General features: G+C 51.7%; 20 protein-coding genes. 4 read left to right on the top strand and 16 right to left on the bottom strand.

Annotation, left to right across the window (positions count from 1 at the left end; translation table 11 throughout):
• Positions 1-2: 2 nt before the first annotated feature.
• The 5 genes from DMB82_RS03280 to DMB82_RS03260 form a co-directional block, all read right to left on the bottom strand.
• A complete protein-coding gene (locus DMB82_RS03280; RefSeq protein WP_116164157.1) occupies positions 3-485 on the bottom strand; it encodes a phage tail protein in 483 nt (160 codons plus the stop codon).
• On the bottom strand, positions 482-955 hold the full coding sequence (locus DMB82_RS03275; RefSeq protein WP_116164155.1) for a head completion/stabilization protein: 474 nt from the start codon (positions 953-955) through the stop codon (positions 482-484). Before DMB82_RS03275 ends, DMB82_RS03280 begins: the two co-directional genes overlap by 4 nt.
• 110 nt (positions 956-1,065) lie before the next feature.
• Complete coding sequence (gpM, locus tag DMB82_RS03270) at positions 1,066-1,770, bottom strand: phage terminase small subunit (RefSeq protein WP_116164153.1); 705 nt, start codon at positions 1,768-1,770, stop codon at positions 1,066-1,068.
• Positions 1,771-1,772: 2 nt separating this feature from the next.
• Positions 1,773-2,786, bottom strand: a complete 1,014-nt coding sequence (locus DMB82_RS03265) for a phage major capsid protein, P2 family (RefSeq protein WP_116164151.1) — start codon at positions 2,784-2,786, stop codon at positions 1,773-1,775.
• Positions 2,787-2,815: 29 nt separating this feature from the next.
• Positions 2,816-3,892 carry a GPO family capsid scaffolding protein gene (locus DMB82_RS03260; protein ID WP_116164149.1) on the bottom strand — a complete coding sequence of 359 codons (1,077 nt, stop codon included), beginning with the start codon at positions 3,890-3,892 and terminating at the stop codon, positions 2,816-2,818.
• A gap of 175 nt (positions 3,893-4,067) precedes the next feature.
• Between DMB82_RS03260 and DMB82_RS03255 the strand changes: the two genes are divergently transcribed.
• Genes DMB82_RS03255 through DMB82_RS03245 form a run of 3 tightly spaced genes read left to right on the top strand, consistent with a single transcriptional unit; the run spans position 4,068 to position 7,254 of the window.
• A complete protein-coding gene (locus tag DMB82_RS03255) occupies positions 4,068-5,879 on the top strand; it encodes a terminase large subunit domain-containing protein (RefSeq protein WP_116164147.1) in 1,812 nt (603 codons plus the stop codon).
• Positions 5,876-6,925: a phage portal protein gene (locus DMB82_RS03250; protein ID WP_116164145.1), complete on the top strand. Its 1,050-nt coding sequence runs from the start codon at positions 5,876-5,878 to the stop codon at positions 6,923-6,925. The genes DMB82_RS03255 and DMB82_RS03250 overlap by 4 nt, the downstream gene beginning before the upstream one ends.
• A gap of 8 nt (positions 6,926-6,933) precedes the next feature.
• Positions 6,934-7,254, top strand: a complete 321-nt coding sequence (locus DMB82_RS03245; protein WP_116164143.1) for an Ogr/Delta-like zinc finger protein — start codon at positions 6,934-6,936, stop codon at positions 7,252-7,254.
• A 287-nt stretch (positions 7,255-7,541) separates the two neighbouring features.
• On the opposite strand, the gene DMB82_RS03240 is transcribed toward DMB82_RS03245, so the two are convergent.
• The 11 genes from DMB82_RS03240 to DMB82_RS03190 all read right to left on the bottom strand — a co-directional run bounded on the left by DMB82_RS03240 (position 7,542) and on the right by DMB82_RS03190 (position 14,842).
• Positions 7,542-8,270: a DNA adenine methylase gene (locus tag DMB82_RS03240; RefSeq protein ID WP_116164141.1), complete on the bottom strand. Its 729-nt coding sequence runs from the start codon at positions 8,268-8,270 to the stop codon at positions 7,542-7,544.
• Positions 8,271-8,378: 108 nt separating this feature from the next.
• Entirely contained in the window at positions 8,379-10,427 is a 2,049-nt protein-coding gene (locus tag DMB82_RS03235) for a replication endonuclease (RefSeq protein ID WP_116164140.1), read from the bottom strand.
• A complete protein-coding gene (locus DMB82_RS03230; protein ID WP_116164139.1) occupies positions 10,427-11,434 on the bottom strand; it encodes a phosphoadenosine phosphosulfate reductase domain-containing protein in 1,008 nt (335 codons plus the stop codon). Before DMB82_RS03230 ends, DMB82_RS03235 begins: the two co-directional genes overlap by 1 nt.
• Positions 11,431-12,351, bottom strand: coding sequence for a Dam family site-specific DNA-(adenine-N6)-methyltransferase (locus DMB82_RS03225; protein ID WP_116164138.1), 921 nt, complete (start codon positions 12,349-12,351; stop codon positions 11,431-11,433). Before DMB82_RS03225 ends, DMB82_RS03230 begins: the two co-directional genes overlap by 4 nt.
• Positions 12,348-12,932 carry a 3'-5' exonuclease gene (locus tag DMB82_RS03220; protein WP_116164137.1) on the bottom strand — a complete coding sequence of 195 codons (585 nt, stop codon included), beginning with the start codon at positions 12,930-12,932 and terminating at the stop codon, positions 12,348-12,350. The genes DMB82_RS03225 and DMB82_RS03220 overlap by 4 nt, the downstream gene beginning before the upstream one ends.
• Complete coding sequence (locus DMB82_RS03215) at positions 12,929-13,168, bottom strand: DUF2732 family protein (RefSeq protein ID WP_116164136.1); 240 nt, start codon at positions 13,166-13,168, stop codon at positions 12,929-12,931. The genes DMB82_RS03220 and DMB82_RS03215 overlap by 4 nt, the downstream gene beginning before the upstream one ends.
• Positions 13,169-13,242: 74 nt before the next feature.
• The gene (locus tag DMB82_RS03210; protein ID WP_039275347.1) at positions 13,243-13,587 is read right to left on the bottom strand and encodes a hypothetical protein; all 345 of its coding nucleotides are present in this window, start codon (positions 13,585-13,587) and stop codon (positions 13,243-13,245) included.
• Between the two features lie 2 nt (positions 13,588-13,589).
• Complete coding sequence (locus tag DMB82_RS03205; protein ID WP_116164135.1) at positions 13,590-13,793, bottom strand: phage filamentation protein Fil family protein; 204 nt, start codon at positions 13,791-13,793, stop codon at positions 13,590-13,592.
• A 16-nt stretch (positions 13,794-13,809) separates the two neighbouring features.
• Positions 13,810-14,076: a hypothetical protein gene (locus DMB82_RS03200; RefSeq protein WP_116164133.1), complete on the bottom strand. Its 267-nt coding sequence runs from the start codon at positions 14,074-14,076 to the stop codon at positions 13,810-13,812.
• Between the two features lie 11 nt (positions 14,077-14,087).
• Complete coding sequence (locus DMB82_RS03195) at positions 14,088-14,591, bottom strand: phage regulatory CII family protein (protein ID WP_116164132.1); 504 nt, start codon at positions 14,589-14,591, stop codon at positions 14,088-14,090.
• A 20-nt stretch (positions 14,592-14,611) separates the two neighbouring features.
• On the bottom strand, positions 14,612-14,842 hold the full coding sequence (locus tag DMB82_RS03190) for a regulator (RefSeq protein WP_116164130.1): 231 nt from the start codon (positions 14,840-14,842) through the stop codon (positions 14,612-14,614).
• Between the two features lie 134 nt (positions 14,843-14,976).
• On the opposite strand from DMB82_RS03190, the gene DMB82_RS03185 reads away from it, so the two are divergent.
• Positions 14,977-15,564, top strand: a complete 588-nt coding sequence (locus DMB82_RS03185) for a phage repressor protein CI (RefSeq protein ID WP_116164128.1) — start codon at positions 14,977-14,979, stop codon at positions 15,562-15,564.
• The last annotated feature ends 1 nt before the right edge of the window (position 15,565 follow it).

Genomic DNA, 15,565 nt, shown 5'->3' with positions numbered 1-15,565 from the left:
CATTACAGCGGTGCGCCGCTGGCGTCTGCGGCATACAACGCCCCGCTTAACGCCGTCCATAATTCGGGATCGGCCAGCTCCCAACGTTTGCCGCCGAACGGAATATCACCCGTGTCGCTTGGCCGGATGTTGATGCTGTCAGCCAGCTCGACGACGATTTCCAGCGGGGACGACAGTTCCTCATCGAATTCAATGTCAACGCTGGGTGGTGATAACTCCAACTCGTCATACAGCGCGTTGCGGCTGTCAGCCAGCCATGCCAGTACCAGCGCGTAAACCTGCGCAGGCGCGCAAATCCGATACGGGAACGATCCCCAGTTCAATATCGCCTGATAACGAAACACCCCTATCCGGCGCTGCTCCAGCCCCAGCGCTTTGGGTGATGGGATTAACTCCGCATTGTCCAGCGCACTTTCAAACTGGTGCATAACCCGCTCGGGCAGGTTCTGCGTTAAAAACGCGGTCAGACTCTCAATCTGGCTCATATCAGATGCACCCCAACACGCGGATAACGCTGCATGTTTCGCAGCACAACGGCCGCTTCTGCTAGCAAAATGTCGCGCGTTTCGGCGCTTTCCTGCCCTGGGTGCGTTTCTCGTCTACCAATGCTGGCGAATTCGCCCAGTAAATCGGCTTTCGCGCGGGCATAAATCGCCTTTTTGTATTGCGCGGTCAGTTGATTTTCATTCCCTGCCCGTGCGCCTGGCACATCAATGGCCTGCTCATGCCCCCGTTCACGCCAGTAAATCACCACATCACCGAGGTTATCGTTCACCTCTGCGACCGCCGCCAATAGCGCCTGTGTCGCCGTAGACGCGGGCAGATCGGGCGGAATAGTGCGTGAGCGCTGAAACTCCCCCAGATTGAGATCGGGCCAGAACGCCACACCGTTAACGATGGGTTCATCCTGATAATCAATCGGTTTTCCGCTAAACCCCAGGGATGGCACAGCCATGTCACACCTCATCAATGCAAGCAGGGACGGCGGGCAGACCGAGATCCACGGCCTGAAAACCTTGCGAGTTTTCAGCCTCCCTCGCGCCCGCCCCGGCTTGCCGGTAGTCGTTACTTTTCAGTTAGCATCCGAATACGGGCCGTAATCTTTTTACGGATGGTGCCCACACCCGCGTGCCGGTTAAATTTCTCAGCCTGTTCCAGCAGCACATCCGCCTGTTCCAGCGTGTCAACATCATCAACCGCCGTTGCACGCGGCTGGCCGTTCTCATCACGCAGTAAATACAGCCCCGCGAACTTGAACCATTTCGCGTTGATGTCCTCATGCAGCCGCCACTTGTCGCGGATGTTGTTAAACGTCCGGCTGAAATACGGTTCAATGCTGTGCCCTGCGGCGGCTTCGTCTGTGGCCCACTCCAGCACCGTGTCAGCCACAAATGCCGGTAACGTGCTTTTGAAGTTATCCGGCGTCGCCTGGCTCTCACGGATTGCCGTATCGGCCCAGTCCAATGCCCTGCCCATTTCCCCCGTGTCAAACAACCAGATCACGCAGTAAACCAGCGCCGGATTTGCAAAGCGGGCATCACCGGCCAGATAGGCTTCAACGCTCGGCATCCAGCGCGGGAGAAGCACATTGCGTTTCATTTCAATGCGGTCTTCTGTTCGCGGCAGGCTGCGCAGCATGGCAACATCTTTTTCCAGCTCCAGCTTTTGCAGATGGAAGCTGACCGGCGATGCGGCCAGTGCTTCACGTTTATCCAGCGCTTTGGCGGTTTTCACGCTAGCGCGATGGCGTTGACACGGGGACATGGCCATCTTTATTCACCGCCGCCGTCACCTGTTGCCAGGGTGATTTTGTCGAATGCCGCGTACAGCTCGTCATGCTCGACCCCGTAACCTTCCATGCGCAGATAATTGTTTTCAAAGCGCTTACGGTCATCGTTCCATTCGGCTTTACGCTTACGCGTGCCACCTTGGGTATACAAGTGCAGGTTATCCAGCGTGGTAACGACGAGGCGACCTTCCGGCATAAACGGCGGGGTGTAGACGGTACGCCCCGCAATCTGACGGCCAATCAGTTGCGCGGCGACCTTCTCAGTCGGGCGATCAATCCGATTCATCATAGTTGTGGCGTCATTACCGATTAAGTCAGCAGAGGCCAGCACAATGAGGCGCGGATCGTTGCGGAATGGCTCATAGATGCAGTTATGCACCAGGTCGGTAACCGCCGCATCAAGACCGATAAAGTCGGCACCGGCCCCGCCAATGGTCACGTCGTCAACGATGATTTGCTCAGCGCTACGCGTTTTAACAATCTGGTGCCAGCCGATGTTGACGTCTTCGCCGTTCGGGTTTTCTTCAGGATCGGTATCGTCTGCAACGCTGATGCCGTTAAACGCCACGCGCAACATGTCCAGTGCGAACGATTCATTACTGAACGCCTGGATGCGCTGAAAGAATTCTTCTTCGCTGCCCGAGTTTGCCCAGACAACCAAAAGCGAATACGGCAGATATGAACCCGAATCCGTTTCAACCAGCTTGTATTCGTTCCCCCCCACGCTCAGCGGGCGAGTGAACCGACCGTCTTTCTTACGGCCGGTGTAAATACCTGGCTTGCCCGTGGTCACCACCTGACCGGTTATCTGATCGACATCCAGTACGTTCGGCAACAGGCTCAGGAATTCGGAACTTTGCAGTAACGCATTGCGTAGCTGGGTTTCCTTTGGATTCGTCAGCGAGAAAAATCGCGACGTGTCCACCTGGCCGTTAGCCGTTGCCAGACCTGCGGCATATTTGCGCAGTAGCGCCTCGGCTCTTGGGGTTAATTGCATAATCTTTTTATTCCTGAAAAGAGGAGCGGTTAAACAAACTCAAACGGTTTATTGCTGCCGTTTGGTGCATTGTTCGGGCGACGTGTGCTGCCGTCCTCCATCGCTGACAACTTGGTCAAAACCGTGGTCAATTGCGTGGTCAGATCGCCCATTGCATCGTTAGCAGGCTGGTTAGCGGGCTGACGACGTGCGGAAAACTCACGGCGACGAGGGCGCGAACGAGGGCGCTTCTCTGGGGTGACGTTGAACGCCTTCATTGCTTTTGCCAGGTTGGCTTTTGCAACGGTGAATTCCGCCGCTTTGACTTCATCGCCTGGGTTATCAACAACGTCCTGCGCAAGAACAGCCACTTCTTCAGCGGCATCGGCGATCTCTTCTGCGATACCCGCTACCTCTTCAGCAGCTTGCTCCGGCGTATCAACCGCGTCGGTATCACCGCTGGCAGCGTCTTTGCCGCTTTTGACCAATTCCAGCAATTGCTGGATGAGGGCTTTTAGCTCTTCCATCTTTTGTTCCTCACCCTCGTTGGGCTTATCAGTGTTAGGTTCTGGTGTTGGCGTAAACTCTTTACTGGTCGAAAATAAGCGCGACCAGAAAGATTCTTTTTTATCTGATTTATTCGTCTGTAATTTTCCCAGGCTGAACGTTTCAAGGTTCCCGCGCTCGGCGTCCTTTTCTTCTCCAGCCAAAACGAATTTGAGTTTTTCCGTTCCCAGACTGGCCGGAATATCCGTTACCGCCAAACCGAAAAGATATTCCCGCCCGTTTCCCGCAAAATCAGAAATAAACTCAGCAGACGTAAACAGTTTTTGCCCCATTCGATTGGCATCAATTAAAAATTGATTCGGCACTAACTGGGCATATAACTTCGTAACATCACCGTCTATTTCCACTTTCAGTGCATCCACTTCACCCAGATTGCAGGTAAATTCACGTTCACCGATATCGTATTGCGGATGGTGCGGCCAAATCATGGCGGTATAGGTTTTACGGGTGTAGGTTTCTGCCGCATCAATCAGCCATTGCGCTTCAATAATACGACCGTCCACAGCCTGCCCAGATGTGGCAATACATAACCAATCAGTGCGGTAATGAGATTGCGGCATAATAACCTTCGTTGAAAAAGTAAATAACGGCATTTCGTTTGCGGTAGTCAGTATTACCAATTGATTAATTGTTCGCGACCGCTTTATTTCTGATGTATTCGGATATAAACGCTTATCCGCTTTTTACCGATATTTATTGATAATTACGGCAGAATAATCCCGTCATAATAGCCTCATGGCTAAATACTCCGATGAAATAAAAGACGCGGCACGCGCCCTGTATATTAAACGCTGGGTGCCGAAAGACATCGCACAGGAATTAAACCTGCCGCCGCGCACTATTTACCATTGGGCTGATGTAGGCCAGTGGGCATCACTGCTGCCCGTTGAATCAGTCGAGCATGTTATTGCCCGACGCATCGATCAACTAACAGGACGCGAGAAAAAAACATCGCTGGAGCTGGAAGAGCTTCGGGATCTGATTGCTCACCACGTCAAGCTAATGGCGCAGCAAAATAAGCACGCCGAAAAAATGGCGGAAATGCAAGCCAAAAAAGCGGCCTATGATGGTGAAGGGTATTGCCTCAGTGCAGCGGGCGGAGAACCAGGAGAAAGAAAGCGCCGGTATAAGAAAAACGATGTTTCCGCCCTGACGCCTGAAATGCTGGATACGTGGGCACAGGAACACCTTTTCGAGTACCAGCTACACTGTCGCGATCACAAAGATGAAGACTGGCGCTTCATCCTGAAAAGCCGACAAATCGGCATGACCTACTATTTCGCCTGGGAAGCGTTTGAAGATGCCGTCGTCACCGGTGACAATCAGGTTTTCTTCTCAGCGTCCCGCGCCCAGTCTGAAATCTTCCGCGAGTATATTGTCCAGATCGCACAAAACCATTTTGGCATCACGCTGACGGGTAAAAACATCCGCCTCAGCAACGGTGCAATCCTGCGCTTTCTGTCCACAAACGCCAGCACCGCGCAAGGTTTTAACGGCCATCTGTATGGTGATGAAGTCTTCTGGATCCCAAAATTCACGCGTCTGCATGAAGTCGCCAGCGCAATGGCGACACATAACAAATTCAGAACGACCTACTTTTCAACGCCCAGCGCAAAAACGCATCAGGCGTATCCGGTCTGGACTGGCGACGAGTGGCGCGGTGACGATCCGAAACGTAAAGGCGTTGAGTTCCCGAAAGACAGCGCCATGCGCGAGGGGATTATTTGCCCCGATGGCATCTGGCGTTATGTCATTACGATGGAAGACGCGATCGCAGGCGGCCTGGGGGCGCTCGTTGACATCGAGCGCCTGCGCAATAAATACAACCCGACCGCGTTCGCCATGCTCTATATGTGCCAGTTCGTTGACAGCAAAGACGCGGTATTCAAATTTTCCGCCCTGGTTGGCTGCGAAGTGGATAAGGCAACCTGGGGCGACTATGACCCGACCGCCGCACGGCCATTCGGCAACCGTGAAGTCTGGGCAGGCTTTGACCCGTCTCGTTCTGGTGATAATTCCACGTTTGTCATAATCGCGCCCCCCATCCATGACGGCGAGCGCTTCCGCGTTCTGGCAATCTGGCAATGGCAGGGGCTTAACTTTAGCTGGCAGGCCGATCAGATAAAACAGCTCATGCGCCGCTTCAACATTACGTATATCGGTATCGACACAACCGGCATCGGCAAGGGGGTATATGACCTGGTCAGCAAGTTCGCGCCCCGTGAAGCCACCGCCATTCTTTACAGCGTTGAAAGCAAAAACCGCCTGGTCATGAAGATGATCGACGTTGTCGAGCGCAAACGCATTGAATGGGCAAAAGACGCGATAGACGAAACCAACAAGGAACGCGCGGAAATCCCAGCGTCATTTATGGCTATCCGGCGCACAACGACCAAAAGTGGCAACGCACTGACATTCGTTGCTGAACGCTCCGACGCAACCGGCCATGCGGATGTTTTCTTCGCCATATCACACGCGGTTATTAACGAACCTATCGATCACGAATTTGACCGCCCATCGACCTGGGCATTCGGGAAAGCAGCATGACAAAGAGACGTAATAAGAAATTCAAGGCCGCAACAGGAAACGCAGAGACGTTCACACCAGGGCGCGGCAGCGTGATCACATTCGGCGAACCGGAACCTATCCTGACAACCGGCACGGATTACCACAATATCTGGTATGACAATGAATATAATCACTGGCGTTTACCCATCGACAGGCTGGCGCTGTCTCAATTGCCCAACCTCAACGCCCAACACGGCGGCGTGTTGTATGCACGGCGAAACATGGTGGCAGGCGGCTATATCAGCGGCGGGCTAACCACTGACCAGGTCGAACAAATGGCGTTTGATTACCTGCTGTTTGGGGACGTTGCCATCCTGAAGATCCGCAATGTGTTTGGCGAAGTGATCGACCTGTTTCCGCTGCCTTCACTTTACCTGCGCTGCCGGAAGGATGGTTCCTTTGTCATCCTTCAGGAGGGGCCAGCCCTGATTTATGAACCTGAAGATATTGTCTTTTTCAAAACGTACGACCCGCGCCAGCAGGTTTACGGCTTGCCGGATTACATCGGGGGGATTCATTCCGCACTGCTCAACAGCGAAGCCACCATATTTCGCCGCCGTTACTACAACAACGGGGCGCACATGGGCTTCATTCTCTACGCTAACGACCCTAACATCACAAGCGAGGTCGAAGCAGAAATTAAGGAAAAAATTGAACAGTCGAAGGGGCTGGGAAATTTTAGAAACATGTTCATCAGCATCCCGAAAGGTGGCGTAGATGGCGTCAAATTAATGCCCGTTGGGGAAGTGAGTGCAAAAGATGAGTTTGCCAACATCAAAGGGATCACCGCGCAGGATATTTTTACCGCCCACCGCTTCCCAGCTGGCCTGGCGGGCATCATTCCCACCAATGGCGCGGTAATGGGCAACCCTGACACGGCCCGCACGACATATAGAAAGGATGAGGTCGTCCCGCTGCAACGAAAATTCATGAACGGTGTGAATACAGACAACGAGATCCCAGCGCATTTACATCTAAGATTTGACGTTGAAACCCCATCAATTACCGATGATAAAGCGAAGTAGAATGCACCATGAGACAGAACCCGTTAAAATCCCAGCAGTTTGATTCGCTGGGAGCCAGAAATATGCGTGTTTTAAAAATAGAATGCCCTGAGTGCGGCGAAAAAGCAGTAATAAGGAAGACTAACCGCAAGCATCGTAAAATAGCGGATATTTACTGCGCCTGCTCAGACGTTGAGTGCGGCCACACATTTGTTATGAATTTAACGTTTTCACACTCACTCAGCCCCAGTGCCAAAACTGGCGATAAATTACTACAAACGGTGATCGAAAACCTATCCCCTCAACAAAGACAAATGGCACTGGACTTGTTAAAAGCTCCAGCCGCATAAATCAGCACCACCGTGAATCGGTGGTGTTTTTATTTCGTAGAACAACCCCCTCTTTTACCTGCTCAGACAATTCACCTATCCAAATCAATGCTATTTGGCGATCCTTCTCACTGCTTTCATCCACACATACAAACCGTGTCAAAAGCGCTATACGTTCTAACACCGTAACTACGTCTAAATCGTCCATTCCGCGCCCTCAAATAACTGTATATACAAACAGTATATCAAAATATTTCTTAATTAATACTGGATAAGGTCATTGTATTTTAAAGCATTTATGTGGACAGCTAATTACTCACATCAACTTTCATTAATTCAGCCATCACCGCTAGCCGTTCCGCGTGTGGCATCGTCCGATACTTCTCGGCCCAGCGCGCCGCCTTTCTCTTGATGCGCTGCCTATCGATATAGTCTTTACCAGCAAACGCCGCGCTATATGCCGCGCCCTCTGGGTAATTCATCCATATTTTTTCAGTGCGCACACCTCCACGCGTCATAGCCTGAAATTCCATGCTACGCCAGCCTGCTAATGTCTCGTCGTAAAGCCGTGATGGATAGCCAGACAGGATTACGCTGACGTTTTCCGGCAGGCTCATGAGGCAGGCTAACAGGCGTTCATGATCGGCAACGGTATATTCATAACGGTAGCGAGCGCGACTAGTACGTGTTTCCGGCATATAGGGCGGATCACAATAGACCAGCACCCGCCCCAATTTGGCAAAACCAGATACACCCGTTATCACTCCGTTTAGCTTCAATCCCTCCAGAAAATAGACTGCATCACCGTGAAAAAAATCTAGGCTCGGCGGCTTAATTCCCTGGTCTTTCCAGCGCTGCAACGTCTGTATGCGTGCGGTTTCATCCAAATCCGCGCCATAGTTCCGCAGTGCTCTCGGCTTATAGAACATCACCGCCCCACTGCCCAGATGCGTTTCAATGTAAGTATCATGCGGCGGCATGCTTGCGATAATTTTCTGATACGCGCCTGACACAGCTTTACTTCCAAGATATCCCATTATTTCCCCCTTTTGGTACCGCATAGCTATTTCCATCTGTGCTGCAGCCGTGTCATTTCTGACTATGCTCGATGCGTTGGCCAGCACAGTCTTTTCTGGCTATGCCGATTACCAATTCCAGCCGTCCCACAACTCGCAATCCGTTGATTTTTCATACTCACTCAACTGGCCGTTAGCCATTCGCAACATGCGATCCCCGCCTAGCGACAGGTTCCCGCCCCGTAACAAAATGCTGACCTGCTCATTTTCTCCACTAAAACCACGCTGTTTTAACAACTCGGATAATCGTCGCCGGTTCCCCTGCGTACAGTTATTGACAGAACTCCAAGGGGCGGCAGAGCCGCCAGAAAAGCCCGCCTCCGCTGGCGCTACGGCCAACTTCGGAACAATGCCCCACGTAACCAAACGTGTAACGACCTCTGACGCAGTACCCAACAGCGGCGAATAGACCCCCTGTATGCGCTGCACGTCTTCCGCGTACTGGTTGCCCTGCTCGGTAATTTCATATGCCAGACGCACGACCAGATTATCGCGTGATACCAATGCACCGCCCTGAGCCTGAGTGTACGCCGCCCAATCACCCAGATCGGCGGCAACTAACACGGCATCCATTCGGGCATCATCCAACTGGATATCGCGCAGGCGGCGCAGTTCACGATAAACCGTTACCGGCGCACCGCCGATCTGCTGAAACTGACGGATACGCCAGCGCGACGCCCAGGCGGAAACAGCCTTTGACATATCCTTCAGACTTTCGCCGGTTTCCTCATCGGTTTCACCATCCAGCGCAAAGCCATCAATGTTTTTTGAAATGTATTTGGCGATATAGCCCGTCGCACTGCCTTTGGATTCATCTATCGGCTCTACGTGGAAACGCGCCTTCAGCGCTACTTCACTCTGTAGTTCTATCGAATCGGCATAACGGGCGTAGTAACACATAATGTCACGCACCTGCTCGACGTGTTCAGGCGGCATAAACAGCAACATATGCCAGTGGGGAGTGCCATCGTGATGCGGCTCCACAACGCGAAAACCAAACACGCTGATTTCCTCCCGCGACAATGCCGCGCGGATTTTCGCCCATACGCTACACAGGTATTTCTGTGTATCCCTCGGGCTTGCGCCGTTCCACTGCTTAACAAATCCCCCGCCGCTGTGCGCAGAGTGGTATTTTGACGGCGCAGTGATGGTGTAGAACTCCCCAGCGCAGCCCATTTCGTTAGCTAAATCTTCAAATCCACGCATACGCACCATAAGCTCACATCTCCTTATCGCTGGATTGGCATTACTGCCGTTAACCATGTCATTCATCGATACCCGTTCACCCGTTTCGGGATTTTCGAGATCGAACGATTTAAAAAACTCGCGATTTCGCTTCTTCTGCGCAATCCATTCACCCAGCGCGCTACGGGAAACATACGCAGACGCCGCCTTTTGCACCTGCCCTACAGCGATGGCCATATGCTCACGTTGCAAGTCACGGCGACGCTTAATGCGCACGCGCCACCATTCCGGCGACATCATGCGCAGCAGGCCAGATTCAGCACTGTGCGTCGGCAATGGCCTGCGGCCTTTGGTGAACTGCGCCCAGTAAGGCGGCTGCGTGCCAGCTTGTAGCGTTAAGCGCCCCAAATGCCGGAACGCCAGCAACGTGATTTTGCGCATATCCAGATCGGCAGCATTCGCTATGCCCCGCTCGGTATAGTCCTGAAAGCTGGCTGCCATAAAATCCGCCAGTTGAGTAGACAGGCGGCGGATATCATCGCGTTCGTATGTCGGCAGTTTTTCCAAATCGTCAGAGAACGGAAACGGGATATCACCGGCAGACAGGAATTCCGTTTGATAGCGCGGCATGATTTTGCGCAGGCGTGGCAATACGCTTTCACCCAACGTGCGGCGTAAAAACGTATTGGCGCGGCGGCGCCCTTTGTGTTCATCGGATTTAAATAGGGTTTCGTAGCGCTGACCAAAATATTTAGCCAGGTAATCCGGCAGGTCGGAAAAATACGGATGCCGCCAGTCATGATCGGTTTTGTCCATATGCCATAGGATGCGCTCAACATAGCTAACGCCATCCGGCACGCGTGGCGCGAACTGCTCACGCTGCCAGTTAAGGGCAGCGTGATGATCTCCGTTGTGCTCTGCGGCTTGTTGCATTACTCGCAAACCCCAGCATAAACACTGCTGCAAACGGCCTTGTCATTCATGCCTGCAAATAGATCGAACTGATTGCCGCCGCGTGAGGTCAATGCCCAGTCTCTATAGGTTTCAATACCGTGAGATTCCACACTGATGAACTCAATACGGCGTTCGGATTTACGTGGGTCTTGAGTCGAAGGAAAGAACGTGCTGTTACCACGGCGAGAACAAGCAGCAACCAGCCGTTCCCATTCAGCCACACGCGTCACCTCTTCTGGCCAGCGGCTGAATATTTCCGCTAACTCAGATTTTCTCGCATGGATGCATGGCATACAGCCTACGCGGCTGCATCCCTGCTGATAGAGTGGATTGGGTTTAATGCCGTGACGGCGTGCCAATGCAAACACATCGGCATGAGTCCATGTCAGTATCGGGCGGTAGACATGTAAGCCTGGTGTATTATCTACGTCTGTTTCCCATTCTGGCAGCAATGCGCGTGCTGGAGACTCTTCCGCCCGTACACCTTGCCAACTGATAACCTCGTCATATTCAGCCAGCAGCGGCATGACGATCTGGTCACGAATAGGCGCGTGTTTTAGATCAAAAGTACAAAAGCGGGCTTTAGTGGAGGGGAATCGGCCTTTCCACATACACAAATCCAGAAAAGGGATACCCGTTGGATGAAGAACATCAAGCGCACGGGCAACCGTTGCGGCGGCCTGTGCATCAGTCATACCGCATTCAGTTACCAGCGTGACAGGCCAGCGCTCAGCAATGAATTTACGTTTTCCTGCTATACGGTCATCAAACGAGGCTTTAACTCTGCGTATTTCCCCCAGCTTGGATTCCAGATAATCAAGATATTCCATTGTTTGCGGGTGTTCATGGCCTGTGTCAGCAAATACGCGGATGGTTGGTACGCCTGACTCAATAGCCAACAGCCATTGTGCCAGCGAATCTTTACCGCCAGACACTGAGTTAATGTTGATTGCATCGACAGAAAAACAACGGGAATCGATAGTCATAACCCCATCCCCCGCAACTCACCGCTGAAGCCGGTATTCAAGCCACGCAGCGTTGAACCATTAAGCAGCGGCAATGACTCCTGACAATTGGCCGTCAGCACGCCGATCACTTCCTTTGCGGCACCGCGAGTAATAGCGTTAGCACTGATAGAGCGCTGAACAGCGATTTCATGGAATTTAAACCCCTGATAAATCTCCCGCGTGGCGGGGGTATCGCTGTTTGAAATCACGCACTGAGCACCATGTATGCGATTAGCATCAGCCAGCGCAGCAGCTAATGTGATGTGGTGATCAATGGAGAATGCCGCTGTGTGATACTGCGTGAAATTAGCGGTATCACTAGCGGGCAGGTACGGCGGATCGCAGTAGATAACCGCACTAGGGCGGGCATGCCTCGTTATAGTCTCGCTAAACGGGGCAACCCTGAAAATGGCCTTTGTATCACGCGCCTTTTCTGCAAACAGCCTTATTTCCTGCTCTGGAAAATACGGGGCACGATACTGACCAAATGGAACATTGAAACCGCCATCACGGTTATAGCGGCACATCCCGTTATAACCGTGTCGGTTTAGATACAAAAATAATGCAGCCGCTGGCAAGTTTGGCACGCCTCCGTCACGGCACTGATAGTTAAAGCTGCGGCGGCGCACGTAGTATTCAGTTTTATTGTTGCCGTACTGGAATAACACTTTTGCGTCTGAAATTAACAAATCAGTGTTAGCAACCGCAACGCGATACAGATTAATCAGGTCTGGATTGATATCAGCAAGTACATAATGGCGATATTCAGTATTCAGGAACACCGACGCACCACCGACGAACGGCTCTATAAGAACATCACCTTTGGGCAGGAGCGGCAGCAAATCAGGCAGGGCGCGGGTTTTACCCCCCGCCCATTTGATGAACGGGCGGATCATAATTCACCGCCGTTATTCTGAACCAACCGAGACATAACCGCAGAAACCAACGCGACTTGGCTGATCGCATCATCCAGCGCGTTATGCTTAAAACCGATGATTTTTGCCGTACCGAGTCTAAGAAAGCGCTCCATATCCATAATGGCGAACCCGACTTCTTTCATCGTCCTGACGTCACGCTCATTCCAGTAATTCCACGGAACATCAATATCCGTTCGCTCAAACGCTGTTTTCAGGATCGTGCAATCAAACGACGGGCTATTCGCCCATACCTTTAACGTTTTTAGGCTTTCAGCGTTATCAGTCAGCCAGTCGCTAAATGCGCTGAGTGCGTCCCAAATTGGGGTTGCATCATCACTAATTAATTCAGCGCGAGCCTCTGAGGACTGACGCAACCACCATTTGATAGCGCCGCCGTCCGGCACCGCGCCGTTCAGCATGTCGTTTTCAAAATCGACGCGACAATAGAACTGCTCACCCAGCTCACCCGTTTTAGGGTTAAAGAACACTGCACCAATCGAACAAATTGGCGCTTTAGGGTTCGCCCCTATCGTTTCGATATCAATCATGACGTGGTTCATGCAATGATCTCCTGTGCTGAGTGCTCGAATCGCTCTGCCTCTTTGCGCAGCAGCTCGATAATCTCAGGCGCGGAATACTCTTTTTGCTGAAAGTGGACAGTCAGCGCAGAAAGACGCAGAGCAAACGAGAAATGCTGGTCTTTCTTTTCGTCCAGCCGTGCGTTTCTCATCAACTCCAACAGTGCGCCATTGTCGGCGACCGTGCTTGTGGTACGGCGTGTTTCGATATTTCTCATGATGGTTTTCCTGTTTTTAGGTAATACGAATCCCCAGCCGATAGAGGCTGTAAAAAAGAAAGGCGTATTACGGGTTAATTAATTGACTGGTTTTCGCTTTGTTCCGCTTCAGGTTCGGAACGAGTGATAACAAACACGCTGCGGCCAAAATGCCCAGGCTGAAACGTGGCGGTTTTCTCATACATATGGCGCAGTCTTAACACGCCATTCCACAACACACGGCGCTGATTAGTGTCAAAGTCAGCCCAGTTATAGGCAACGTGGCTTTTCCCCAGCTTAGGGCGGCAATGGAAGATCAGATCTTCACGTTCGCGTGGTGTCGCTGACTCCCAAAACAATTCGGCAGGGTTATCTGTTCCCGAAATCATGCGGCGCATGGCCTTAAGCGGTTCGGGCAAATCTAAAGCATCATGATGCATGATTACCCCCTAGCCCCGATCAAGCGACGCCACAACGAGCGGCGCGGCGTTGCAGGTACATACGGTTTTTTGCTCCACGATGCAAAGTAGGCTTGCTTCGGTGTCGGTTGTACGCGCTGGCCGTTTGGCAGTTCCAGCCAGCCTTTACCGTTCGCCAGTTGTGGTGAAGGCGACTGGTTGGTAAGTAAACGAGCGACAGAAATCATATAACTCCCCTTTACGTTAAAGACGTTTAGCCCAAGCGGCGGCAAACTCTGGCGGTAGTGACATTCCACGGCTATACCATTGGTTTGTGTGGATTTTGATGAATTTGTACAGCGGATAATTGAGGTAATAAACCGAATCGGCCAACCCTTCCAGCGACGATAAAACGCTAATTTTGCAAAAACCGTTATCATTGCCGCTCTCGCGTTGTTCGATAGACTGAGATAAAAAGCTGTTCGCGGCATCATCGGCAGCGTGCAGCCATATTTCTGGGTTATGAATCATCAATTGCCTCCTTACGCGAATACCGGCATAGCCGAATTCAGCACGTCTACGGCTGCGGCCATCATCGGCGTTGATTGGAATCGGGATTCGACAGAAAGCACAATCAGCGACAGATTACGGATTGCGCTGTTTGCCCGATTGAGAATGGCGTTTTTACGCGCCTGAGACATTGGAGCACTTGATACCGCTTCCCCAGCGATCGCGCCCACGTCAGCCGTGGCGCTCAATGCAAACATCGTCACATTGTGTGACTTTGCCTCATTGCGTGGCACAGACGGCAAGCAGTTGATTTGCGCCAGCAGGCCATCCAGTAACGTGGCGTCTTCCGTGTGATCGGTAATAGCCAACAGTTCACAGCACGTTAAGCGGTGCGGCTGTTCGGGGTTCAGCTTGTTACGCAATACCTGTGAACGGACGCCAATCGCGGCGGCGACGGCTTCAAGGTTGTGCGCCAGCGCGAACGCTCGGCAAGCGGCATCAAAGTGCGGGTGTTTAGCGATCTGATAATCAAACATAGCTATCCCTGCCCCGACACTTAGGATGGATTCGCATTAAGCGAAATACGACATTCGCTTAATGCTTGAACGGTTAGCGCGGCCATGTTGATTTCAACTTTAGCGCGGGGTTTGTCGGCCTTGCCACGGATAGGCAAACGGCCATCACGAATCATGTCGCGGGCAGTGCCAATTGGTGTGCCAGTAAGGCGGCAGTACTCATCTAACGGCATGTAAGGAATGGGGATGGTGATTGTAATGTTAGGGCGCATAAGGCAATATTCTCCGTTCAGTAGAGCGCAGCAACGCTCATTAACTTTCGACTAAAACTACAACTTGGAGAAACTCTACTTCGACTTAATCTACAAATCAACATAATTTCGACTAAGTCGCGAGAGTGGCACTTATGAGTAAATTTCCATTCGAGCAAATAGAACACAGTAATGATGTGCTTGATCGCGTAGTTGAAGCGTATGGATTCACATCAAAACTACAACTTGCAGACCATTTTGATATGGCATCAAGCAGCCTTTCTGCAAGGTTCAAACGGGGCGTTTTTCCCGCTGACATGGTGGTTAGGTGTGTAGCTGAAACAGGTGCATCTTTAGAATGGCTCTCTACTGGTCATGGCAAAAAATTTGACGATGAGGCGCTTGATATACTCAAGTTTCCCCACAAGAAACTAATCGACGGACAGCTTTACGATTCTGGCTATGTGATGTTTGATAAAGTGATGTTTCTTCCTGGTGTTCCGCTGCCGGAAAATCCTATTTGCGTAATTGACGAAAAGATGCAGTACATCATCGATCAAACGTTTGCCGATGTTTATGACGGTCAATGGCTTGTTGAGATTGAAGACAAAATCAGTATCAGAACGCTGACACGTATCCCTGTGCGTAAGGTTCGCGTTAGCGGTGTAGGTATGGCGTTTGATTGCAGCATTGATGATATAAAAATCATTGGAAGGGTAAAAACTGAAATAGGGATGTTTTAAT

Origin of the sequence: Pectobacterium aquaticum (assembly GCF_003382565.3) — a bacterium.
Lineage (GTDB): Bacteria > Pseudomonadota > Gammaproteobacteria > Enterobacterales > Enterobacteriaceae > Pectobacterium > Pectobacterium aquaticum.
This window is presented reverse-complemented; position numbering and strand designations above follow the sequence as displayed.